The 23,526-nt window shown below is 42.8% G+C and carries 16 protein-coding genes; 3 read left to right on the top strand and 13 right to left on the bottom strand.

What is annotated here, in order from left to right; all coding sequences use genetic code 11:
• The first annotated feature begins 31 nt into the window (after window positions 1-31).
• The gene (locus P3L47_RS07145; RefSeq protein WP_122361783.1) at window positions 32-886 is read left to right on the top strand and encodes a helix-turn-helix domain-containing protein; all 855 of its coding nucleotides are present in this window, start codon (window positions 32-34) and stop codon (window positions 884-886) included.
• Between the two features lie 625 nt (window positions 887-1,511).
• Here P3L47_RS07145 and P3L47_RS07140 read toward each other — a convergent pair.
• The 11 genes from P3L47_RS07140 to P3L47_RS07090 form a co-directional block, all read right to left on the bottom strand.
• Window positions 1,512-3,050, bottom strand: coding sequence for a YifB family Mg chelatase-like AAA ATPase (locus P3L47_RS07140; protein WP_277783153.1), 1,539 nt, complete (start codon window positions 3,048-3,050; stop codon window positions 1,512-1,514).
• 41 nt (window positions 3,051-3,091) lie between these two features.
• Window positions 3,092-4,192 carry a TlpA disulfide reductase family protein gene (locus P3L47_RS07135; RefSeq protein WP_122361785.1) on the bottom strand — a complete coding sequence of 367 codons (1,101 nt, stop codon included), beginning with the start codon at window positions 4,190-4,192 and terminating at the stop codon, window positions 3,092-3,094.
• A 178-nt stretch (window positions 4,193-4,370) separates the two neighbouring features.
• Window positions 4,371-5,978 (bottom strand): phosphoenolpyruvate carboxykinase (ATP), encoded by a 1,608-nt coding sequence (pckA, locus tag P3L47_RS07130; RefSeq protein ID WP_122361786.1) that lies wholly within the window; start codon window positions 5,976-5,978, stop codon window positions 4,371-4,373.
• Between the two features lie 285 nt (window positions 5,979-6,263).
• The gene (locus P3L47_RS07125; protein ID WP_277783152.1) at window positions 6,264-7,931 is read right to left on the bottom strand and encodes a sialidase family protein; all 1,668 of its coding nucleotides are present in this window, start codon (window positions 7,929-7,931) and stop codon (window positions 6,264-6,266) included.
• 7 nt (window positions 7,932-7,938) lie between these two features.
• Window positions 7,939-9,198 carry an alpha/beta hydrolase family protein gene (locus P3L47_RS07120; protein ID WP_427910542.1) on the bottom strand — a complete coding sequence of 420 codons (1,260 nt, stop codon included), beginning with the start codon at window positions 9,196-9,198 and terminating at the stop codon, window positions 7,939-7,941.
• A gap of 88 nt (window positions 9,199-9,286) precedes the next feature.
• A complete protein-coding gene (locus P3L47_RS07115; RefSeq protein ID WP_277783151.1) occupies window positions 9,287-10,849 on the bottom strand; it encodes a RagB/SusD family nutrient uptake outer membrane protein in 1,563 nt (520 codons plus the stop codon).
• A 20-nt stretch (window positions 10,850-10,869) separates the two neighbouring features.
• Window positions 10,870-14,241, bottom strand: coding sequence for a SusC/RagA family TonB-linked outer membrane protein (locus tag P3L47_RS07110; RefSeq protein ID WP_277783150.1), 3,372 nt, complete (start codon window positions 14,239-14,241; stop codon window positions 10,870-10,872).
• Between the two features lie 749 nt (window positions 14,242-14,990).
• On the bottom strand, window positions 14,991-16,001 hold the full coding sequence (locus P3L47_RS07105) for a 2-oxoacid:ferredoxin oxidoreductase subunit beta (RefSeq protein ID WP_122361792.1): 1,011 nt from the start codon (window positions 15,999-16,001) through the stop codon (window positions 14,991-14,993).
• Between the two features lie 3 nt (window positions 16,002-16,004).
• Window positions 16,005-17,858, bottom strand: coding sequence for a 2-oxoacid:acceptor oxidoreductase subunit alpha (locus tag P3L47_RS07100; RefSeq protein WP_277783149.1), 1,854 nt, complete (start codon window positions 17,856-17,858; stop codon window positions 16,005-16,007).
• A gap of 87 nt (window positions 17,859-17,945) precedes the next feature.
• Window positions 17,946-19,157: an alanine dehydrogenase gene (locus P3L47_RS07095; protein ID WP_277783148.1), complete on the bottom strand. Its 1,212-nt coding sequence runs from the start codon at window positions 19,155-19,157 to the stop codon at window positions 17,946-17,948.
• 48 nt (window positions 19,158-19,205) lie between these two features.
• Complete coding sequence (locus tag P3L47_RS07090; protein WP_122361798.1) at window positions 19,206-19,727, bottom strand: shikimate kinase; 522 nt, start codon at window positions 19,725-19,727, stop codon at window positions 19,206-19,208.
• A gap of 113 nt (window positions 19,728-19,840) precedes the next feature.
• Between P3L47_RS07090 and P3L47_RS07085 the strand changes: the two genes are divergently transcribed.
• A complete protein-coding gene (locus P3L47_RS07085; RefSeq protein ID WP_122361800.1) occupies window positions 19,841-20,476 on the top strand; it encodes a ribonuclease H1 domain-containing protein in 636 nt (211 codons plus the stop codon).
• A 3-nt stretch (window positions 20,477-20,479) separates the two neighbouring features.
• On the opposite strand, the gene P3L47_RS07080 is transcribed toward P3L47_RS07085, so the two are convergent.
• Both P3L47_RS07080 and P3L47_RS07075 read right to left on the bottom strand, forming a co-directional pair.
• Window positions 20,480-21,343 (bottom strand): hypothetical protein, encoded by an 864-nt coding sequence (locus P3L47_RS07080; RefSeq protein WP_277783147.1) that lies wholly within the window; start codon window positions 21,341-21,343, stop codon window positions 20,480-20,482.
• Between the two features lie 23 nt (window positions 21,344-21,366).
• A complete protein-coding gene (locus P3L47_RS07075; RefSeq protein ID WP_122362068.1) occupies window positions 21,367-22,659 on the bottom strand; it encodes a nucleotide sugar dehydrogenase in 1,293 nt (430 codons plus the stop codon).
• Window positions 22,660-22,758: 99 nt separating this feature from the next.
• Between P3L47_RS07075 and P3L47_RS07070 the strand changes: the two genes are divergently transcribed.
• Window positions 22,759-23,526, top strand: a complete 768-nt coding sequence (locus tag P3L47_RS07070) for a DUF5672 family protein (RefSeq protein ID WP_277783146.1) — start codon at window positions 22,759-22,761, stop codon at window positions 23,524-23,526.

Here is a 23,526-nt window from a genome sequence, read left to right as displayed (position 1 = left end):
AATACATTTGCAGCTATATAAAAACAAGCAAATGGACACAAATACAGCTAAGGAGCTACCCAAACTCGACATCCCCGAAGACTGGATTGTCGGGAAAGATATCAGCCCCGAAATACTGAATATGTACACGAATTTCCCCTGCCGGTTGAAAGCTGGTATCTTCGTGCTCTGCATGGCAGGAGAAATCGAGGCTTCAATCGATGCTACGACCTACCAGGTAAAAGCAAACGACTTCGTGACCATCCTGCCGGGAAGTATTCTCCAGATACTGAAAGTAACAGGAGAGCTAAAGATCTATTTCATAGGCTATTCCTCCCAGTTCATTACATCAACCAATATTATCAAATCGACTCTCGACATCTTCTATACGATAAAGACCTCACCGGTTTTCCCGTTGAAAGAAGAAGTTGCCCAAATCTTCCGCGACCATATGGATCTGCTGGCCAGGACCTATATCACTTGTTACGGAAAAATCAGCAGAGAGGTTACCAAACATATGTTCTTCACCTTGATCCACGGACTAGGCGATTTGTATAAGGATTTACGAACTAAAAAAACAGTTTTAGGAAAAAGTGAACAGATCGCACACGAGTTTACACAACTGGTCATGCAACATTACAGTCAGGAACGAAACGTATCCTTCTATGCTGATAAACTGGGAATTACACAGGCTCATTTAAGTACAACGATCCGGCAAGCCACAGGAAAAACCTGCATCGATATCATCGCATCGATGGTCATCATGGATGCCAAAGCCCAGTTGAAATCAACCGAGACTTCGGTGCAAGATATCGCCTATTCGCTGAACTTCACAAACATGTCCTTCTTCGGCAAATATTTTAAACGACATGTGGGTATCAGCCCGTTGGAATACCGGAATAGTTGAAGTTCTGTGAGAACTACCGCCTCTACATGATAAAACAGGATTAAACCGTTCACCGTTCACCATAACAAACATATTCAACTAAATATCAACATATAACATATCATTTTAACAGGTGAACGGTTGCTCAAAAAAGTGAATGGTTCGCATAAACCGTTCACTCTCATTTTTTAGATTACTTATTTTTATTACTCATAGTATTGCTCACCAAACAGAAAGTCAGGAACGATTAAGTCAAACGTCATAACATCTATTCTTACCGACCAAGGTCGGCAAGCTTAACGAGCATGGTCACAAAGCTTAACGACAAAGGTCGCAAAGCTTAACGACAGAGGTTCTAAAGACCGAAAGTAATATCTAAAGAGTTAATTAGTAACGTGTTTGATAGCAACAAGTAACCAAAAGCAAGATACTTTTTAATTGCCAGAAGGGTTCATTTTAAAAAGATGAAGGGTTCGAACCAACCATTCACCTTTTTATAGAACCGTTCACCCCATCCATTCACCCATAAGCCCATGATAATCAAAAAGCGAGTATGAAAAGGTGATAGGTGAATGGTATATTACCCAATTTACTTAGGAAGCGACGCAATAGTATCATCCTGGTAGAAATAGTCTTCCTTAAATTTCTACAGTCCCCAACTCTCCCTGTCGAGGTTTCGATAATTGATGGCTTCGGCGAGATGGCGGGTCTCGATGTTTTCGGAGGCATCGAGGTCGGCAATGGTGCGGGAGACTTTCAAGATACGGTCGTAGGCACGGGCGGACAGGCTCAGACGCTGCATGGCGGTTTTGAGCAAGGCCAGACAGGCAGCATCGGGCACGGCATATTTATGCAGAAGCGGCGTAGTCATCTGGGCGTTGCAATAGATACCTTCATAATCGGCAAAACGCTTTTCCTGGATAGCACGTGCCTTGATAACCCGTTCACGAACAGCCAGACTGGGTTCGGACGGACGTTGTTCGGAAATCTTCTCAAAAGGCACGGGAACGATCTCCACCTGTATGTCGATACGGTCGAGCAACGGTCCCGAAACACGGTTCATGTATTTCTGTACCGCTCCCGGAGGACAGAGACAAGGCCGGTCGGGATGGTTGTAATAACCGCACGGGCAAGGATTCATCGAAGCGACCAGCATAAAGCTGGCGGGATAATCGACCGAGAAACGGGCACGCGAAACCGTGATCTTGCGATCCTCCAGCGGCTGACGCATCACTTCGAGCACACTCCGGTTGAACTCCGGCAACTCATCGAGAAACAGTACCCCATTATGAGCCAGGCTGACCTCTCCCGGTTGCGGATAAGCTCCCCCGCCTACCATCGCCACATTCGAAATGGTATGATGCGGCGAACGGAACGGACGCTGTACCATCAGGGAAGTCTCCACCCCTATCTTTCCCGCTACAGAATGGATCTTCGTTGTCTCCAGCGATTCATGCAAGGTGAACGGCGGAAGAATAGTCGGCAACCGTTTTGCCAGCATCGACTTGCCGCTTCCCGGTGCACCTATCATCAGCAGGTTATGACCACCGGCAGCCGCCACTTCCAAGGCACGCTTGACACTCTCCTGCCCGCGTACATCGGAGAAATCGAACTCAAACTGTTCCTGGCGGGCATAAAATTCTTCCCTCGTGTTCACGACAGTCGGCTGCAGTTCACGCTTTCCACTCATGAACTCGATTACCTCTTTGATGGTCGAAGCCCCGTACACCTCCAGATTATTCACTACCGCAGCTTCTCGTGCATTCTGTTTAGGAAGAATAAAGCCCTTGAAGCCCTCTTCCCTCGCTTTGATGGCGATAGGCAACACCCCTTTCACCGGCTGCAGGCTCCCGTCGAGCGAGAGTTCTCCCATCAGGATGAATTGATCCAGCCGGGAAGCATCCAGCTCTTCAGCAGCAGCCAATATGCCGACAGCCAGCGGCAGATCATAGGCAGAACCTTCTTTCCGGATATCGGCAGGCGCCATATTGATCACAATACGATTACGGGGGAATTTATATCCGCTCACTTGAAGGGCAGAGATGATACGTTCGTGACTTTCGCGTACGGCGATATCGGGGAGACCGACCAAAAAGAACTGGATTCCCTTCGTACAATTGACTTCAATGGTGACAATGGTTGCAGAGATGCCCTGCACCGCGGCGGCATACGATTTGACTAACATAATTAATGATTTTGGTTGAAAGTTTATAATTCGTTATTTCATCACTCTATCAGTTTTTCAAGTGTTTGTTCTATTTCCACACCGTTGTCCGTCTTCATGACGATCTTTCCTTCTTCATCGATCAGGAAACAGCGGGGAAGTGCGTTTACATTATAGAGGTCGACCAACATCGTTGCCTGTCCGGCAGAGTCGGTCACCAGGTTCCAGTCGATACTGTCTTTAGCCAGCAGCTTGCGGACTTCCTTCGGGTCGTCGTCCAGGCTGATCAGCAGCATATCCACTTTCTCTTTCGGATATTTCATTGCGACTTTATCCAAAAACAGGTCTTCCGTCTGGCACATATCGCACCAGGGAGCCGTAAAAGCAAGCAGCAAATAACGTTGCGGGAATGAGTCCAGACTCACAGTTTGTCCGTATACGTTCTTTACATGAAAGCCGGGGGCTTCCGCACCCAACAAGGTACGCTGTGCCTTGGCACTATATTCCTGCAGTTTACGTATCAGATAGAAATTGTTCAACTTCGGACTCAGCACCGCCAGTAACTCATCCAGCTTTCGGGTGTCATCCGGATTCATGAAGTAATATTGCAGTAAAACAGCCGAAGCCTCCTCATCGGGATGCGCCTGTATGTATTCCATGGCCCGTTCCGACAACGTATGATTCACATTGGTCAGACGAGACGGGATATCGGTTTCCTCCGTTGTATTCGTATAGCTTCCCTTATTCGTCAAAATCTTGAACAGATCCGCTTGTTCCTTCAGCAAGGGACTGATACTCTTCTTGTAGGAGTTCAACTGATCGTTGATCCGTCCGCCTTTTACCTGCAACAGAGACGGATAAAGAGCATCACCGCTAATGGTTATTTTTTCACCTTTGATCAGGTAAGCCGTAGTCCAGCTTTTCTTGTTATCGAAGAAGATTGTGACCGTATTGAAATCACCTTCATTGCGTTTCAAAGAGAATTGTCCGGGTTTTTCACACGTGATGGTATCGACGACCTTGTAATTGTCATTTTCAAAAACAGCATACAACGTCTCATCTTCCAAATTAGACAATTTGCCTTCTATTCGGTAAGAGACGTCCTTGCCGCATGACGACAAAAACAATGCGACTCCGAAAATCAATAATAAATGCTTTATCATTCTACCTTTAAACCCCACAATAACGGATAATTTGGGGTAAAGATAATAATAGATTTTAAAACAAACTAACATTTATGATAAAATTAATATAGATATATAAAAAAAGCGCAGAACAAAATGTTCTACGCTTTTTGATTTTTTATACTTAATCCAGGTTATATAGCCCTGAATCTGTAAATTACAATTTCGGACCAGCAGCAACCAAAGCCTTACCTGCTTCGTTTCCAGTGAACTTAGCAAAGTTCTTGATGAAACGACCAGCCAGGTCTTTTGCTTTTTCATCCCACTGAGCAGCGTCAGCGTAAGTGTCGCGAGGATCAAGGATCTTCGGATCAACGTTCGGCAATTCTGTCGGAACAACGAAGTCGAAGTAAGGAATAACCTTAGTCGGAGCTTTGTCGATAGAACCATCCAGGATAGCGTCGATGATACCTCTTGTATCTTTGATAGAGATACGTTTGCCAGAACCATTCCATCCAGTGTTAACCAGATAAGCCTTAGCACCGGTCATTTCCATTTTCTTAACCAATTCTTCGCCGTATTTAGTCGGGTGCAATGACAAGAAAGCAGCACCGAAACAAGCAGAGAATGTAGGAGTCGGTTCAGTGATACCACGTTCTGTACCAGCCAATTTAGCTGTGAAACCAGAAAGGAAGTAATACTGAGTCTGTTCCGGGTTCAGGATAGATACCGGAGGCAATACACCGAATGCATCAGCAGACAGGAAGATAACCTGTTTTGCGTGCGGGCCTTTAGATACCGGCTTAACGATGTTTTCGATATGATAGATCGGATAAGAAACACGAGTGTTTTCTGTTACGCTCTTATCAGCGAAATCGATTGTACCGTCAGCAGCAACTGTTACGTTTTCCAACAGAGCATCGCGTTTGATAGCGTTGTAGATATCCGGTTCGCTTTCCTTATCCAGGTTGATAACCTTAGCATAGCAACCACCTTCGTAGTTGAATACACCTTCGTTATCCCATCCGTGTTCGTCATCACCGATCAACAGACGTTTCGGGTCAGTAGACAAAGTAGTCTTACCTGTACCGGACAGACCGAAGAAGATAGCTGAGCTAGTTCCTTCTTTATCTGTGTTAGCAGAGCAGTGCATAGAAGCGATACCACGAAGCGGGTTCATGTAGTTCATGATAGAGAACATACCTTTCTTCATTTCACCACCGTACCAAGTGTTCAGGATAACCTGTTCTTTAGTCTTCAGGTTGAAAACTGTAGCAGTTTCAGAGTTCAGACCCAGTTCTTTGTAGTTGTCAACTTTAGCTTTAGAAGCGTTGAAGCAAACGAAATCAGGTTCACCGTAGTTAGCCAGTTCTTCAGCTGTCGGACGGATGAACATGTTAGTTACGAAATGTGCCTGCCAAGCTACTTCCATGATGAAACGAACTTTCATACGAGTTGCTTCGTTTGCACCGCAGAATGTATCGACAACGAACAAACGTTTGTTAGACAATTCCTTAACAGCTTTAGCTTTCAGATCTGCCCATGCTTCTTCAGTACAAGGCTTGTTATCGTTTTTATATTCTTCAGAAGTCCACCATACAGAGTCTTCGCTGGCTTCATTCTTTACAAAGAATTTATCCTTAGGTGAACGACCTGTGTAAACACCAGTCATTACGTTTACAGCACCCAGTTCTGTTACCTGACCTTTTTCAAAACCTTCCAAAGACGGTTTTGTTTCTTCTGCGAACAGAACATCATAAGACGGATTGTGTAAGATTTCTGTTACACCAGTGATTCCGTACTTGCTTAAATCTAAATTAGCCATTCTTGATAATAATTTAAATGATTGACTTTATATAACTTTTCTCTCTCTCGAAATAAAATTAGCAGGGGTCTAATACCTATTTATTACTTGCTGTTCCCCCGCCTTGTTAAGACCGGTACAAAAGTAATATTTTTTTTTATTGCAAACACTCTATTAAGGAAATTTTTCAGTAATAATTGCTCTTTTCCATGCAATTAACAAATGGGGTAATCAATTTGCAAACTGAACTTTACAATATAGAACAAAAGTGTCAAACAGAGTGTTCAGTTGTTTCGGGTAAAGATTTTATTTCTTCATCAAATCATCCAATTTTATCCTTTGAAAGACCATCTGAGCTGTACTCCCTTCATAAAGAATACCTATCGTTTCGCTGTCAATCCGGGTCAGACAAGAATATCCCCACCCTTGCTCTTCATCCAGATTTATTTGATATTCAGTCGGCCAGGTCTCCCCTCCGTCCAGACTCGCCTTGACCGTAATATTTCTTCGTGAAGACATTGCCGGTCGGGAGGCTTTAAAGTCCGGATTAGAAAAAAGCAATATATCTTTTTTTAAAACATTATCTTCTTTTCTTATATGCAACAAACTTCCCATACAACCGGGTTCTACCAGTATCTTATCTGATGATTCATGTATTCTCCAGCTTTCTCCCAAATCAGAAGTAGTAGCGATAAAACGATAAGGAGCAGAAGAGCGTGCATTGATCATTAAAATACCGGAATCAATTTCTGCAATCTGTGGTTCGGAAATGCCACCATCCGTCGGTACCGGATTTGCACGATGCCAGGTAAGACCATGATCTTTGCTATATATGACTGAAATTTCACCTCTAAGATCATTTTCGACACTCTTATACTGAACCGGAAAAACAAGAGTCCCGTCCCGCATCGTTATACCTCTGCCTGGTCCTTGAAGAAGCATTGTCATATCTCTTGTTTTTACCATAGAAGTAATATTTATTGGATCAGACCATGTCAAACCATCATCTGTACTGTTAGCTAGCATGATCTGACCAGTACCGTCTTCTGGTTTCATTCCCGACCGGACACTTCTCCAGGCACGGGCATTAGCCAAACCGTGTACCCAAACAGCAGAAGCCCAAATTGTGTTCGTCCGCTCGTCCACCAACACAGCCGGATCTCCTATGCCATTCTGACTCTGGGGCAATCCGTTGTATTCTCCCATATCCATAATGATCTTCATCGGTTCCCAGCTTTTTCCTCCGTCAGTACTACGACTCATTCCTATATCGATATCTTCCTGTAGATCTATATTTGTCTGGTGACGGGCATCATATACAGCGATCAATGTTCCTTTATTCGTCGTAACCAAACCCGGAATACGGTATGAATCCACGTTATCATCATCCAATTGCCGTAAAGCATATCCGGTACGATGAATAATATTTCTCTCTTTCACATTCCGTACCCGAATATTCTCTCCGTTTATTTTCACAGCCTCTAATGCAACTGCAAAGCGGGTATCCAATGAAGCAGAAGGATTCAATTTAAAACTGATCCAGAAATAATTATCTCCTTTAACCAAACGGGTATTTACCGGGAAAAAGATTCTGTCAGGAATCCCGTCCAAAGCACTTTTTCTAATGGAATATGCCGGATGACAATAAAAAGATTGACTACCTCCGGTATTTCTCACCCCCTCATGTATAGCCTGAGAAGGAGTACGGGAAGTCAAGACAGAGGAAGTCCCGCTAAAAAACAAAGAGCACCCTATTCCATCCCTAGGAAGAATACCTTCCTGGGTTAAAAAGACTTCATTTACTATTTCACCTCCGAATTTGCTGTTAATAAGTATTTCACAAACAATATTTTCCTGTTTGTTCACCAAAACAGGTAATTCCGCATCATAAAACAGAACTGTTACATCCGTTGCAGTTCCTTTCACTATCGTGACGACCAGCATAAAAATCATACATAACAAATTCCTTTTCATAAGCCATCTATTTAGAATCGCGTTGCAACAGTTTCGTCAGCCAGGGGATCACAGTTATAGCTTTAAAATAATGGCTGGTACGGTCCACATTGACCAGATCATAATACTGATCGCGGTTAATACCTTCAGGCAATGTCTTCAAATCAATACGTGATTTCGGATCAGAGAATTTAGGATAATGATGTATTTCCAAGTTCTCCGGATGTCCGGTTATTTCATAAGCCTTGCGAACCAGATTCAAGTCACGATCGAGTCCGCCTTCGGTCAATATCAAAGGACGCGGAGCAATAGCCGACACAATGTCCGGAAAATTAAAATTATTCCAGAATCTGGGGATCAAATGGCGGATTGTATTCGGAAAGGGACGAATGCCATTCTTGTCAGGTTCTGTCATCACGACAGCACGTTCCAACGTATTACACAGAAAATCATTATAAACAAATGCATAGATGGAAGGGTCCAGTGAAGCCAACACCATTAAAGGCTCCGTGCCTAAAGAAAAACCGCTAACGATTAAACGGTCTTTATCGATACGTTTATCCTGTTTCATCCAGTCGATAACCTGCATATCCAGGAAAGAGGTATAACCCAGATAACTCCAACCCAGTTCCAACAGATAACGGGCAGTTCCATCATAATGGAAACTGGTACCTACCGTATATTTCTCCAGATCGGAAGCTTCGCCGGCTGCAGCATTATCTACAACAACTGCAATTATCCCCATCTCTACATAACGGAGTGCCATTGCCGCTTTATCATTATGATAATCTTCCTCAAATTTGGGTTCCAATGGCGGTTCGCCCGTCAGACGTTCTTTTGTTCCTCCTGACCCCGGAATACACATTACTGCCGGAGACGTTTTTTTTACATTTTCGGGTATCAATACCAAAAATGTAGATACACACTCCGGTAAAGGATAGAATTCCCATTTCTCAAGAACATATCCTTCGCGTGGTTCACTTTTCAGTAATTTAGGAGCAGGCTGTCCTTTGATATCAGGATGACACATGATATCTTTCATCGCTTCTCTCAAACCTGTTTGCCAAATTTTGAACTCAGACAAGTTCATATCCGGATTGAATGTATATTTAGGATGCGTATTTTTAAGCATGGCATGTACGATTCTTCTCGAACTGATAAAGCGTCCGTCTTCCCTATCAGACTTAATAAAACCATGTTCAGAAGGGACAAACGTTGTTTCCTGTGCCATTAAAGAGGTAGAAAAAGCCAGGAAAGCCAAAAGCATTATGTTTTTAATAAATTTCATGATATAATAGTTTTTATGGTTTGCAATAGAAAAAGAAGAGGTTACTTTCATTCTATGTCAATAACCTCTTCTTGTTAATCAGATTATATTATTTCATATAACCCGGATTATTTACCAGTTCCGGATCTTTATTCAATGTTTCAATATCGATCGGCCACAAGAGTTTATACGCATCGTTTTCCTTTACGACCGGTTCCTGCGTATCGTAATTCACCTCAGAAGAGAAAACCAGTGGTTTATGGTTGGCATCCCACATACGACGGATATCATACCAACGTTTACCTTCCCATACAAATTCTTTATCGCGCTCATACAAAATAGCCAGTTCGTTTTTCTCGAATGTCCCGTTTGTATATCCATATACACTTTCATCATAATTACTACCATAAGCGCGTTTACGAACCTGATTCAGATAAGAAGCGACGTCTCCTCCTTCCATATTGACTACTTCGGCCATCATTAACAAGACATCTGCATAACGGTAAATTACATAATCATCACTGAACACACGTTTATTGGTCGCAGCATTTATCGTACCCAGGCATTTACGTAAAACCGTTCCGGAATAATTTCCCTCCTGATCATAATAATCGAGGAAGATTTCACGCTTTCTCATATCCTTATCATCGTATGATTTGAAAAATCCTTCTTTCCATTCATGGCGCTGCTTACCCTGATTATTCAGCACCAAGGTATCAGAAGTAATCAACAGTCCATTCACTCCATAGAATTTATTCAGAAAATCCGCATCGGTATAGGTAAAATTATAGATCCAATTGGATTTTTCTCCGTCCACAAATCTCAAAGCCATGATAACCTCATCATTTCCTTTATTCTCATAAGCGAACACATCTGCGTAATCATCCAGTAACCGATATTTTCCAATCAAACCGGAAAGAGCATTCTTTGCAGTCGCAATATCACCGCTTGCAGGAGACTGATCATCAGTCGTTACTTTGGCAGACCATAGATATACTTCTCCCTTCAAGGCCATAGTAGCAGCTTTCGACCACATGCCCTTATTTAAATTTACGGTTTCATCATCCCCAAAAGCTGTTTCCGATTTGGTAATATCCTCTTTAATAAAATCAAGAGTTTGTTTTGCTGTAGCACGAGCCTGGTATAGATCCCCGGCATTAGTAATTCCGTTCATTACGTCCGGGTCTTTCACTACAGGAACGCCACCGAATGTACGATACAAATGGAAATAAAGATATGCACGAACACCATAAGCCTGCCCCAAATAATAATTTCTTGCCGCAGTATCCAAAAAATCACAATTGTTTTCTACCTCATAAATAAACTCGTTTATATTCAATATTTTGGGATAAAACTTAGCCCAGTTACTAACCCCCGTATTATAATATGTAAAGTTGTTGTCTTTAATCGGAGAACTATAATCATAGCTTACTCCCTGAGTACCCGAACCCGTTCTCTGAGTACCTCCGCGTGCTTCCCCAAATAGGAATATATACTCATTTATATCACGCAAATTCTTATGAATCCCAACCATGAAGCCATCCACCTGTGCTTCATTATCCCAGAATGTAGAACTTCCGTAATAATCTTCAGGCTTATAATCCAATGCATCACAGGATAATAACATTCCCGTCATCAGACATGAAACAAAAATATGTTTTAAGTATTTCATAATATTGTAAGTTTTAAAAATTAGAATGTAAGATTAATTCCAAATATCACAGAACGTGGCAATGGATAACCACCCAAATGCAGATCGTCCTCATTCAAGATCTCCGTCGGTTCCGGAGAGAATAAATCTTTTGCAGCAGTCAGGTAACCCAGATTTTGTCCTGTTACAGTGAAAGCTAATCTTTCAATATTCCATTTGGAAATCAACTTTTTAGGCATTGTATACGTAAAGGCGATTTCACGGAATGCCAAGTAACTGCCTTCATGAGTGAACATAGTCGAGCGACGCTGATAATTACCTTTTCCCAACTGATCTGCCCAAACATAAGTCGGATATTTCGCATTCGGATTTTCGGGTGTCCAGGAGTCTTTTGTCTTTTCCAGGGTATTGAATGTTCCCTGCAGGTTACCCATTATCCAGGAAGAAGAGAAGTCATGCAATTTATAATCCAACGCATAGTCCATACGAACATACAAAGAAAAATCTTTCCAGGTTAAGTCCGTATTAATACCACCCGTCCAATGAGGGACAGTATTACCGACTTTCACCATATCATAATCATCAATCACACCGTCACCATTGACATCTTTAAACTTTGCATCTCCCGGTTGAATAGGCAACGCCAACGGTTTCCCATTACTACCTACTTTTTCCGATTCGGGAAGTGCTGCCCAGGCATCAGGACCATACAGCGTCAAGCCACTACTTTTATAAGCAATATCTTTCAGATTACCCGGTATTTCATCATAGCTTTTATATACACCTTCATATTTAAATGCATACAAAGCACCGGGCTCTTGCCCTTCCTGATATCCGCCTACCCAAATAAGTTCTTTTGTTTTAGGATCATACACCTGAAAGGCATTTTGTCTGTTTCGTTCCAGACCATTATCCGGTAATTTAAGGATCTTATTTTTATTATATGCAGCATTAACACCAATATTCCATTTAAAGTCATTCGTATTTATTACTTTGAATGCCAGCTCAATTTCAAGTCCGCGGTTTTGTATTTCACCGTTATTTGTCTTAAAAGAGTCAAAACCGGATGAACCCGGGAGCGGAATATTAGCATATTTATCCTGCGTACGACGATTATAGAATGTAAAGTTTGCATTGATCTTATTCTCCAGGAATCCAAAATCAAGTCCAGCTTCAAAAGTATGAGATTTTTCCCATCTTAATGAAGGATTAGGTAACTTACCGATCTCGAAGCCTGACAGACCTCCGTATGAAACTGTCGAGTAATCGCCTTGTAACTCATAAGCTCCAATCTTTGAAACATTACCATTCAGACCATAGCTGGCGCGTAATTTAGCAAATGATACAACATTCTGAAGATTTTCCATAAATTTTTCCTTACCGAAAATCCAACCTACAGAAACACCGGGAAAAGTACCCCAACGGTTATCACCTAACAAAACAGAATATCCGTCATGACGTAAAGTTGCAGACAAAAGATACTTGCCTTGGTAGTCATAATTAACACGTCCGAAATAAGACATTATGGCTTTTCTTTCATGCCAGGAATCAATTGTCCGCTGATTAGCTCCGGAAGCAGTCAATCCCAGGTCCGTCAAACCATCGGTAGGAGCACCTGCGCCTTCTGCACTGAATCCTTTTTTGGCTTCATTGTAATATTCGAATCCAACCAAAGCATTGAGGCTATGTTCCTGTTTTATATTCAAGCTATAATTAGCAACCGCATTATAAGTCTGTTTAAATACACGGTTAAAATAGCCGGAAGCACTTCTAGTCTTATTGATATTACCCGGAGATTGTAAAAAGTCCTGGTTATATTTTTCTTTCAGCTTTTCATCATACATCCATATAGCCCCAACTTTCAAAGAAAGGTCTTTCAATATTTGAAAATTCAAACTTTCACCGAAATTGAATTTGTTAGCAGTATAATCACGACCGAATTTGCTGGAGTTCACAGCCTGATTACCATCCTTATAGTCACGTCCGAGAAGTAATTCGCCATTTGCATTATATCCACGCAATGTAGGAGGTGCACTCAACATACGAACAAAGAAATTATGTTCAGTCTCATCATACTCCGTCAAATCTTCCTTTCTTTCCAATCCATTGGGAAGACCATTCCATTTAGAATCGGAGAAAGAAAAGTTCGTTGAAGAGGTTAACCACTCACGAATTTTATAATCGGCATTTAAGGTTGCATTTACACGTTGATAGAAGTTATCCAATGGAATACCTTCCGTACGATTATAGCCGACACTTGCATAATAATTTCCTTTATCATTTCCTCCGGAAATATTGATATTATAATCCTGTGAAATAGCCGGATGATTCAAATTGTTCTCAGCCATATCCCAATCTCTATAAATTAATTTGTCCCCATATACAGGATCGGTCATAGTCTTCCATCCCTGGTTCAAAAGAAAGGCCAGGTCATCTGTATATTTCATTGTACTCCATACTGCACTTGAATTCATATTTCCATCAGCAGGAATAGTCTTAGCAGCATCAGCCCAATAAATATTTCCGGTACCGTAAGGCTGATTTCCCTTTAGCGTACTCATATCATTCCATCCCACCCAATTTCCGGATGCAGATTTAAAAACCTGACCTGCATTCTGATATGATTTTCTCATCCAATATAAATAGTCGCCTCCGTCCATAAAGTCATAAGGATTTCTCATATAATTCAATCCAACCTGCGCCTTTACATTAATAGAGGTATGCCCGGCTTTTCCACGTTTTGTCGAAACAAGAATTACTCCATTATTAGCCCGAGCTCCATACAGTGCTGTTGCGCCGGCATCTTTCAACACTTCCATCGATTCAATATCCGCCGGGTTGATATCGCTCAGATCATCTCGTTGCTGTCCGTCAACAAGAATCAAAGGTGAACCTGTTCCGTCCAAATTAGTGCCACCACGAAGTACGATAACAGGAGATGCAGCCGGATTACCGGTAGACTGGGTCACTTTCAGACCGGCAACAGATCCGGAAAGAGCCTGTGCAGGATTAGAAAAAAGACCAACAGCCAAATGCTCTTCTTTCACTTTTGAAATCGAATTCGTTAATTTAGAACGAAGTTGGGTTCCACCATAACCTGTGACAACCACTTCTCCCAGCATTTCAGAATCTTCTGCCATTTTAATCTGTAAAACAGTCTGATTTTTAATAGTCAGTGTCTCTGGTTTATACCCAACATAGGAGATCTGAATCTTTCCATTCGTAGGTACGGAAAGAGAAAACTTCCCATCAATGTCGGTAACAGTGCCATTTGTTGTCCCTATTTCTACTATACTAGCACCAATAATCGGTTCGCCTGTCATATCGACAACTACACCCGTGATTGACCTTTTTTGGCCCATTGCTCCCACTGTACACAGCAAAAGCAAAAAAAACAAACAGATTCTTTTCATAAAGTGTTACTTTTAAAAGGTAAAAAAAAGTTTTTATGGAATATCAACCGTTGATGAATGTACTAAAGTTTTGAACGTAGTTCTATGAGAACTATGTTACTACCTATACTCATACTTTACAGACAATATCAGGGACGATATACTTGCTAAATAAAGCATGTTACATTTTTACTTTCTACCCGTAACATCATTTTCCTACAAAAATTCAGGAGGCATAAGTACTAATCACAAAAATTCAAAACCAAACTAATATTTTACAATATATGGAGCTATTAATCTAATAATTCAACCAAATACAGATATAAATAAAAATATTTTAATAATAGATGCTTTATTTTGAAAAATAATAATATATTTGCAGAAGTAAATTTTGAAAGGAGTAACATAGTTCTCATAGAACTACGTTCAAAACTTTAGTACATTCATCAACGGTTGATATTCAATCAATTTCAGCCATTAATAAAATATCTTTTTTCTAACAGACTTTTAAGTACCTCCAAAAGTTCCTACCATACGATCCTTATATATTAAGTATATGATTTTTGAGTTAGGAATAAATAATCATCGAGATCTACACATGAGTGAAATTGATCAAAATAAGCCCCATCACATTCTTTCAATGAATAAAGCATTAGCCAGGCAAAAAATAAAGCTGTTACAAAAGCCTTTATTACATAGATTCATGTAATGAAGCTTTTATAACAGCCTGTCAATTAAAAACAGAAGCCTGTTTACTTATCTCATATCGTTTATTTCACTTCCCAAACTTCCCCTTGCATCAAGAAATCTTTCAGCTTGCGGGTAGGATTCTTCGCCTGCACTTCTTCGATCTGCTGATGAACGGCTTCATCGTATACCGGAGCGTCCACATCACGGATCACACCCAGGGCAATCGGCATATCGTCCGACATCATCGCCAACATCAGGTGAAGCGTATTGTCTTTTTCGTGAGCGTCATGAACCAGGATATCATCCATCGTATAACCGTCCTCACCGATCGTAACAGCTTTCAGCTTCAGTCCGTCCAACACAAGACCTTTGTTGCCTTCCTTACCGAAGATCATCTTTTCGCCGTGGCGCAGGAAGATCGTACGGTCAGCACGGTATTCCTTATCGACAATGCTTTTGTGGATACCGTCGTTGAAGATCACACAGTTTACCAGCACTTCTGTAACGGAAGCCCCTTTATGACGGGCAGAAGCAGCCAGTACTTCCGTCGTATTCTTCAAGTCTACATCGATCACACGGGCAAAGAAGTTCCCGCGTGCTCCCAAAGCCAGTTCAGCCGGAATAAACGGGTCTTCCACCGTTCCGTAAGGAGAACTCTTGGAAACGAATCCACGGTCGGAAGTCGGTGAATACTGCCCCTTGGTCAAACCATAAATCTTATTATTGAACAGGACAATGTTCAGGTCGACATTACGGCGTACGGCATGGATAAAATGGTTACCGCCAATAGCCAGACAGTCGCCATCACCCGTGATCAGCCAGACACTCAAGTCGGGACGAGCAGTTTTCACACCTGTTGCAATCGCAGCACCACGTCCGTGGATGGTATGGAAACCGTATGTATTCATATAATAAGGTAAACGGGAAGAACACCCGATACCCGAGATAACGGCCATATTATGAGGAGCTACTCCTACTTCCGCCATTGCTTTGTGCAAACAGTTCAATACGGCATGGTCTCCACAACCCGGACACCAGCGAACATACTGGTCGCTCTTATAATCTTTCGGTTCGAATTTTATATCTGTCATTTCTTACGCCTCCAATATTTTAGTGAATTCCTCAACTAATCTCGCAACAACGAAAGGCTGGCCTTTCACGCGATTGAATCTGTACGGATTGAATCCGGGAACTTTGCCACGCAGATAGTTGGCAAACTGTCCGTTATTCTGTTCGGCAACAACCACTTTCTTATATTTGGAAAGTATCTCTGCCGTATTCTTCGGAAGCGGGCTGATGAACTTGAAGTGAGCCAGAGCCACTTTCTTACCTTGTTCCTGCATCGTTTCCATGGCTTCATACAGATGACCGTATGTTCCGCCCCAGCCTACCAGCAACAGGTCGGCATCGGGATCACCGATCACTTCCTGTTCAGGGATAAAGTCGGCAATCTTGTCGATCTTTGCCTGACGGGTAGTAACCATCTTCTGGTGGTTGACCGGATCGGTAGAGATAGCACTCGTTTCGTAGTCTTTTTCCAGACCTCCCAAACGATGTGCGAAACCTTCCATTCCAGGGATAGCCCAGTAACGGACATGGCTTTCTTTATCACGACGATAGGCTTTCCACGGTTTTTCGTCGTGGTAGTTAGAAACATAATTCGGCTGGATTGCCGGATAGTTGTCCAAATCAGGCAATTTCCAGGCAGAAGAGCCGTTTGCGATAAAGGCATCTGTCAGAAGGATTACCGGAGTCATATGTTCTACAGCCAGTTTACCAGCCCAGTAAGCAGCATCGAAACAGTCTGTCGGAGTAGATGCGGCAACTACGACAGCCGGACTTTCACCGTTACGTCCATACAAAGCCTGCATCAAGTCAGTCTGTTCACTCTTGGTCGGCATACCGGTTGAAGGACCGCCACGCTGCACGTCGATGACAACCAACGGCAACTCAGCTATTACAGCCAGACCGATCGCTTCACTCTTCAGTGCCAGTCCCGGACCGGAAGTAGAGGTAGCAGCCAGGCAACCAGCGAAGCTACCGCCGATAGCCGTACAGATACCGGCTATTTCATCTTCTGCCTGTACCGTGATCACACCCAGATCTTTCCGTTTAGACAATTCATGCAAAATATCAGTAGCCGGAGTAATCGGATAACTACCCAGGAAGAGCTGTAAGCCTGCCTTTTCCGCAGCAGCGATCAACCCGTAGGAAGTAGCCTTGTTTCCGTTTACGTCTGTATAGAATCCCGGTTCGGCTTTCTTGCTTTCGATACGATAAGTAGAAACCGACGCATGGATATTATGACCGTAGTTATAACCGTCTGTCAACGCCTTGATGTTGGCCTGTGCGATCACCGGCTTTTTGGCGAACTTATTCTGAAGCATATGCATGGCTTCTTCCAAAGGACGGTCGAACAACCAGCAAACAAGTCCCAGGGCAAACATATTCTTTGAGCGGAGAGCCGATTTGTTATCCAGCCCGAACTCAGCCAACCCGTCTTTTACCATGGTAGAGATCGGGGCAGCAACAACCTGTACACTGTTCAGACCCAGTTCTTTGAACGGATCGTCAGTTGTAAACAAAGCCTTGTCCAGATCACTCTTCTTGAATGAATCGGTATCTATGATAACTATTGCATTGGGTTTGATATTCTTCACGTTCACCTTTAAAGCGGCTGGGTTCATAGCAACCAGGACATCCGCCTTATCGCCGGGAGTAAAGATTTTACGTGATCCCAAATGCACCTGAAATCCTGATACACCACTCAGTGTTCCCTGAGGAGCACGTACTTCCGCCGGATAATCGGGAAATGTAGATATCTCATTTCCGAAGATAGCCGACAGATTAGAAAAGATTGTTCCGGTTAACTGCATACCATCTCCGGAATCTCCCGAAAAACGGATGACAACCTTTTCCAACGTTGTTACTTTTGTTTGTTCTGCCATAATTATTTATATTAGCTTAATCGCTTGTTTGTAGTTAGATTTCCGCAAAGTAAAGAATAAACTTTACCAGTTCAAAACTTTTGCTCCTTAAAAAGCAGATAGATATAGATCCAGATTATTCGATGATAAATTAAAATGATTAGACACATAACTGTTTACAGGTTTCCCACAATACATGTAAACTCCTGAACGAAAGCCATCATCGGTCTTTATCATATTTTGGACTGTTCCGGCATCTCCCAAAGAAAGGAAGATCGGGACGAATATATTACTAAAAGCCATCGAAGTGGTTCGTGCCACCCGGTTACTTATATTAGGTATACAATAATGCAATACACCGTATTGTTCGAACACGCTCGGATCGGAGTTTGCCAGGCAGCAAGTCGTTTCAAAACAACCGCCTTGGCTGATACGCAGGTCGATCACCAGCGATCCTCGCTTCATGGTCCGCACCAGTTCCTCTGCGATCACATACCGGTAACGCGTATTGATATAACGCATCGCCCCGATCACGACATCGGCGGTACGGAAAGCATTATGCAGTACGTTCGGGTGAAAATTGGAAGTAAACAATCCCTGTCCCAAAACTTGCTGGATGGTACGCAGTTTATTGATATCGTCGTCGAACACCTTGACTGAAGCACCCAGTGCCAAAGCAGCACGGGCGGCAACCGTTCCGGCATTTCCGGCTCCCACGATCACGATTTCGGTAGGCGATACACCGGGGATGCCTCCCAACAGGATTCCTTTCCCTCCCTGGGTATTACTCAGCAATTCGGAAGCAATGGTAATGGAAGCAGTCCCTTCTATCTCTGAAATAACATTCAGGACAGGACACCTGCGCTGATCGTCCGACATCAGTTCATAGGCAATGGCTGTAATTCGTTTCGCCATCATCAGCTCAAACGCCTCCTGCGAGAAAAGATTCAGCTGCACCATGGAAAAAACGGTCGAACGGGGCTTCATCAGCAAGATTTCCTGCGGTAACGGAGGAAGTATCTTCAGGATGATATCCGCCTGGAAGACTTCAGCCGGAGTAGTTACGATCTCGGCACCGGCCTCAGAGTAATGATTGTCAGAGTAATTGATCCCCAGACCGGCACCCGACTCCACCAATACGTGATGCCCGCGGTCGGTCAGCATGTCAACAGCCTCGGGAGTAAGCGCCAGACGCTTTTCCCCTTCTTTCCGCTCACAAGGGACACCAATCAGTAAACGATTTCCTATCTTGTTCAATTCCTTCAACAACTCCTGGGTGATATATGCACCCTGGGGTTGTCTGCCTCCTGTTGCTTCCATAATACGATTTTACGGTCGGCAAGTATGACAACTGCCTTACATTATATATTATACTATTTCTTTCAATGCTTCCGAAATTTTGTGCACATCTGTTTCCGTCAACATCACTTCGGCATCAAATACGATGGATGCTTGCATATAATGAGGAGTTCTTTTCTTCAGGTTTTCTGCAATAAAAGCAACCAGTTCGTCGCCGGAGCGTCCTTTCAGCACGGGACGGGTCGATTTGCAAACTTCAAGACGTTTAGCCAGTTCTTCCACCGAAACTTTCAGATAGACCGTAGTCCCCATTTCATTCATAAACTCCATATTGTCAAAAAAGCAGGGAGCGCCGCCACCTGTAGAGATCAGTACGTTTTCAAACATAGCCACTTCATGCAGCATCCGCCGTTCAATATCGCGGAATGCATCTTCCCCTTTTTCAGCAAATATCTGTCCGACCGTTTTATGATAACGGCCTTCGATGTAACAGTCCAGGTCAATAAAATAAAGGTCCATCAGCTTGGCGAGGTCTTTACCGACTGTCGTCTTTCCGGCTCCCATATAACCTATCAGAAAAATACGCTTCATTTCGTATATGATTGTTTACCGCAAATGTAAAGTTTTTTTTCTTCATTACTTTTCTTTCAATAGAAAAGTAACAAAATATTACCTTTGCATCTCATATCCGAAGAATACAGAAAATGGCGAAGAATAAACAGTACGTAGTATGGAAAGGGCTGAACCCAGGTGTTTACGACAACTGGGCGGAGTGTAAAATGCAGGTAGAAGGACAGGAAGGAGCGAAATACAAATCGTTCGAGACCCGCGAAGAAGCTTTCGAGGCCTTTGAAAAAGGATATACGCATTACCTGAAAACGGCTTCGTCGTCGAAAGCCGCCGCCAGTCTGGCTCCCAAAGCGCCTGTCGGCAAGCCGATCAACGAAAGCCTGGCTGTCGATGCTGCCTGCAGCGGTAATCCGGGGGATATGGAATACCGGGGTGTTTACACGGCTACCGGACAGGAGATATTCCATATCGGTCCTCTGAAAAAAGGTACCAATAATGTAGGTGAGTTCCTGGCACTCGTGCACGGTCTGGCCTTGCTGAAACAGAAAGAGAGCAGCCTGCCTATCTATTCGGACAGCCGCAATGCGATTAGTTGGGTAAAAAAGAAGAAATGCAAGACGCTGCTGGAGCGGGAACCGGTCAATGAACCGATCTTCGATCTGATCGAACGTGCTGAAAAATGGCTGAACAACAATACATATACCACTACGATCCTGAAGTGGGAAACATCCGAATGGGGAGAGATCCCTGCCGATTTCGGGAGGAAATAAATTTTAGAAACAACGGATATAGGCTAATGAAAAACTATCGTACAGATAGTCCTGTATGCCATGCTTATAACCGAAAGAGATAATATTCTTCTTAATTTCATAATTCAGCTTTGTACGAAGTACCATCGGCTTATCACCTTCTCCCCTGTACCCCTTTATACCGGTATAGTCGCAGTTCAGGGTGAAACCGCGAAAAGTCGCCTGTGCCCCGATAGCATATGTTAAAGCATCATTCTGGCGATGTATCAGGTCATTTGTCATCCAGCAGTAAAAACCAGCCATTCCCTGTACACGAATTGAAGCTGCCGTTTCCGGATCCTGCCATAACGTACGTCCGATATTACAATCGAACCAATAAGCCGCCGCATCCGTATAGCGGGCATCACACAGGCGACCGCCACTGGCTGTTTTCAAGCTCGCATTTGCTACGATATCCACCCATTTCTCACTGGTCAGCACCTGATAATGACAACTTAGGATAAAATCGCCATGACAGGGAATAGGAGACTTGACTTCGACCGCATTACGTTCGTCGCGCACCTCGGGAGATGTCTCATACCATTCCTGGATCACCCCGTAAAGCGATATACCGGCACGTCCTTTGGCTATAGGAATATACAAACGTGCAAAAACATCCTTCGTCTTGTCCCCCGTCATTTTATGGTATTCACCTCTTAACTCCACTTCCCACCGTGAAGACAACTTTCCTCCCATCAACTCAGGAAGAGGAAACGCATTCGGTCCGAAATACCGGGGAGTATATTTTAGAAAAGGCATCTTATCCCGCCAATCGTCGGCATTAGCCGGCAACACGGTAAAAAGACTGCAACAAAAGACAAGGAGTAAAAAAAGCGTATTCGTTTTCATTCTATACGTATGTGAATTTATATTTACAGACGATCGTCCACCCAAGCCGGATTCAAACAACCTTTTACGTCATATACGACATGGTTTTCTTTGACAAGAGACGGAATATCGAGTTCCCCAAAGACTGCATGAGCGACTGCCAGCACAATAGCATCGTATTTCTTTCCGGAAGACAAAGAATCAGACAGCTCAAGCCCGTATTCATTCCGAACTTCTTCCGTACGTGCCCAGGGATCGTAGACAGAGACATTCATGCCATAGTCTTTCAACACACGGACAACATCTCCCACTTTCGTGTTACGGACATCCGGACAGTTCTCCTTAAAGGTAAAACCGAGAACCAGGACTTCCGCTTTCTTAACCGGGACGTCCTTTTTGATCATACATTTCACTACCCGGTTAGCAATATATTCACCCATCGTGTCATTGATACGACGGCCATACAAAATCAAACCCGGATGATATCCATAATCCTGCGCCTTACGAATCAGATAATAAGGATCGACACCAATACAATGTCCTCCGACCAACCCCGGTTTAAACGGAAGGAAATTCCATTTTGTCTCAGCAGCAGCCAGCACTTCATTCGTATCTATGTCCAGCAAATGAAATATTTTAGACAGTTCGTTCACAAAAGCGATATTTATATCCCTCTGCGTATTTTCAATGACTTTGGAAGCCTCTGCCACACGGATACTTGAAACCGGAAATGTTCCGGCAACGATCACAGAACGGTATAGCGCATCTACCTTCGCTGCTGTTTCAGGGGTAGAACCCGAAGTTACTTTCATGATTTTCTCGACCGTATGCTCCTTATCTCCCGGATTGATGCGTTCGGGAGAATAGCCGGCAAAGAAATCTTCATTATATTTCAGTCCGGATGTTTTTGCCAGAATCGGCACACATTCCTCTTCCGTAATACCCGGACAAACCGTTGATTCATAGATAACAATATCACCTTTCTTCAACACCTTGCCAACCGTTTCACTGGCACGGTACAAAGGGGTCAGATCCGGACTATGATGCGTATCGACCGGCGTAGGAACAGCCACTATATAATAATTACAGGAAGCCAGATCTTCCGGATCAGAAGTAAAATAAAGTCCTGTTTCCCCTTCTTCCGGCAAATGGTCTGATAAAACCGATTTCAACGACTCTTCCGACACCTCCTTTGTGGTATCTTCCCCTAAACTCAACGCTGAAACCCGTTCTTGTTTCACATCGAAGCCAACAACCGAATATTTAGTAGCAAACAAACGCGCTAATGGCAAACCTACATACCCGAGACCGATAATTGCTATTCTCATTTTGTCCATTATATATGAAACTTTCATATCAAAATTGCACAAAGATAATTAAAACAAAGAAAAACTATATCTTTGTCCTCAATAACAAGTTATTTAACAAGAACAAAAGTGGATTTAGTAAAAGTTGTCATACCCATTTATAAGAATACGTTTTCCAAAATGGAAATGCGTTCATTAACGCAGGCATACGAAGTTTTGCATTCTTATCCATTAGTTGTAATCAAACCTTTATCCCTGGACCTGTCTGAATTACAAGTTGAATTTCCGAAATTGATAGTAACCTCATTCGATGATAACTATTTCAAAGGAATCAGCGGTTACAACCATTTGATGCTCACATCCGAGTTTTATGAACGTTTTCTTGACAGCCAATACATACTGATTTATCAATTAGATGCGTTTGTCTTCCGCGACGAGCTGGCGGATTGGTGTAATAAAGAATATGATTATATCGGTGCTCCCTGGCTTCAAAAACCGGTCTACCGATTGCCGGTTATTTCATCCATTATGTCTTTAATACATCAGTACCAAAAATCAACAGGCAAACCATCCAAACAAGATTTATACAATAAAATAGGTAATGGTGGCCTATCTTTACGTAAAGTAGATAGCCATTACCGAGTTACTAAAAAACAAGCGGACCTAATAGGATTTTACCTATCGAAGGAACGATATCATCTTTATAATGAAGATGTATTCTGGGCAACTGAAGCAGACGGCTTTATTTATCCGGAAGTAAAAGAAGCCCTTCGCTTTGCTTTCGATAAATATCCGGGATATTGCTACAAATTAAACAACCATCAACTCCCCTTCGGATGTCATTCATGGTACAAAAGAAAAATGAAGAAGTTTTGGAAACCGATTATACAGTTTTGA

The organism is Parabacteroides chongii (assembly GCF_029581355.1).
In the GTDB taxonomy this organism is placed as follows: domain Bacteria; phylum Bacteroidota; class Bacteroidia; order Bacteroidales; family Tannerellaceae; genus Parabacteroides; species Parabacteroides chongii.
Note: the sequence above shows the minus strand (reverse complement) of the source record. Positions and strands in the feature narration are given on the sequence as shown.

Excerpts from the sequence above, each read along its gene's own strand:
- P3L47_RS07145 (WP_122361783.1), top strand. The coding sequence starts at position 32 with ATGGACACAAATACAGCTAAGGAGCTACCCAAACTCGACATCCCCGAA.
- P3L47_RS07140 (WP_277783153.1), bottom strand. The coding sequence starts at position 3,050 with ATGTTAGTCAAATCGTATGCCGCCGCGGTGCAGGGCATCTCTGCAACC.
- P3L47_RS07135 (WP_122361785.1), bottom strand. The coding sequence starts at position 4,192 with ATGATAAAGCATTTATTATTGATTTTCGGAGTCGCATTGTTTTTGTCG.
- pckA (WP_122361786.1), bottom strand. The coding sequence starts at position 5,978 with ATGGCTAATTTAGATTTAAGCAAGTACGGAATCACTGGTGTAACAGAA.
- P3L47_RS07125 (WP_277783152.1), bottom strand. The coding sequence starts at position 7,931 with ATGAAAAGGAATTTGTTATGTATGATTTTTATGCTGGTCGTCACGATA.
- P3L47_RS07120 (WP_427910542.1), bottom strand. The coding sequence starts at position 9,198 with ATGAAATTTATTAAAAACATAATGCTTTTGGCTTTCCTGGCTTTTTCT.
- P3L47_RS07115 (WP_277783151.1), bottom strand. The coding sequence starts at position 10,849 with ATGAAATACTTAAAACATATTTTTGTTTCATGTCTGATGACGGGAATG.
- P3L47_RS07110 (WP_277783150.1), bottom strand. The coding sequence starts at position 14,241 with ATGAAAAGAATCTGTTTGTTTTTTTTGCTTTTGCTGTGTACAGTGGGA.
- P3L47_RS07105 (WP_122361792.1), bottom strand. The coding sequence starts at position 16,001 with ATGACAGATATAAAATTCGAACCGAAAGATTATAAGAGCGACCAGTAT.
- P3L47_RS07100 (WP_277783149.1), bottom strand. The coding sequence starts at position 17,858 with ATGGCAGAACAAACAAAAGTAACAACGTTGGAAAAGGTTGTCATCCGT.
- P3L47_RS07095 (WP_277783148.1), bottom strand. The coding sequence starts at position 19,157 with ATGGAAGCAACAGGAGGCAGACAACCCCAGGGTGCATATATCACCCAG.
- P3L47_RS07090 (WP_122361798.1), bottom strand. The coding sequence starts at position 19,727 with ATGAAGCGTATTTTTCTGATAGGTTATATGGGAGCCGGAAAGACGACA.
- P3L47_RS07085 (WP_122361800.1), top strand. The coding sequence starts at position 19,841 with ATGGCGAAGAATAAACAGTACGTAGTATGGAAAGGGCTGAACCCAGGT.
- P3L47_RS07080 (WP_277783147.1), bottom strand. The coding sequence starts at position 21,343 with ATGAAAACGAATACGCTTTTTTTACTCCTTGTCTTTTGTTGCAGTCTT.
- P3L47_RS07075 (WP_122362068.1), bottom strand. The coding sequence starts at position 22,659 with ATGGACAAAATGAGAATAGCAATTATCGGTCTCGGGTATGTAGGTTTG.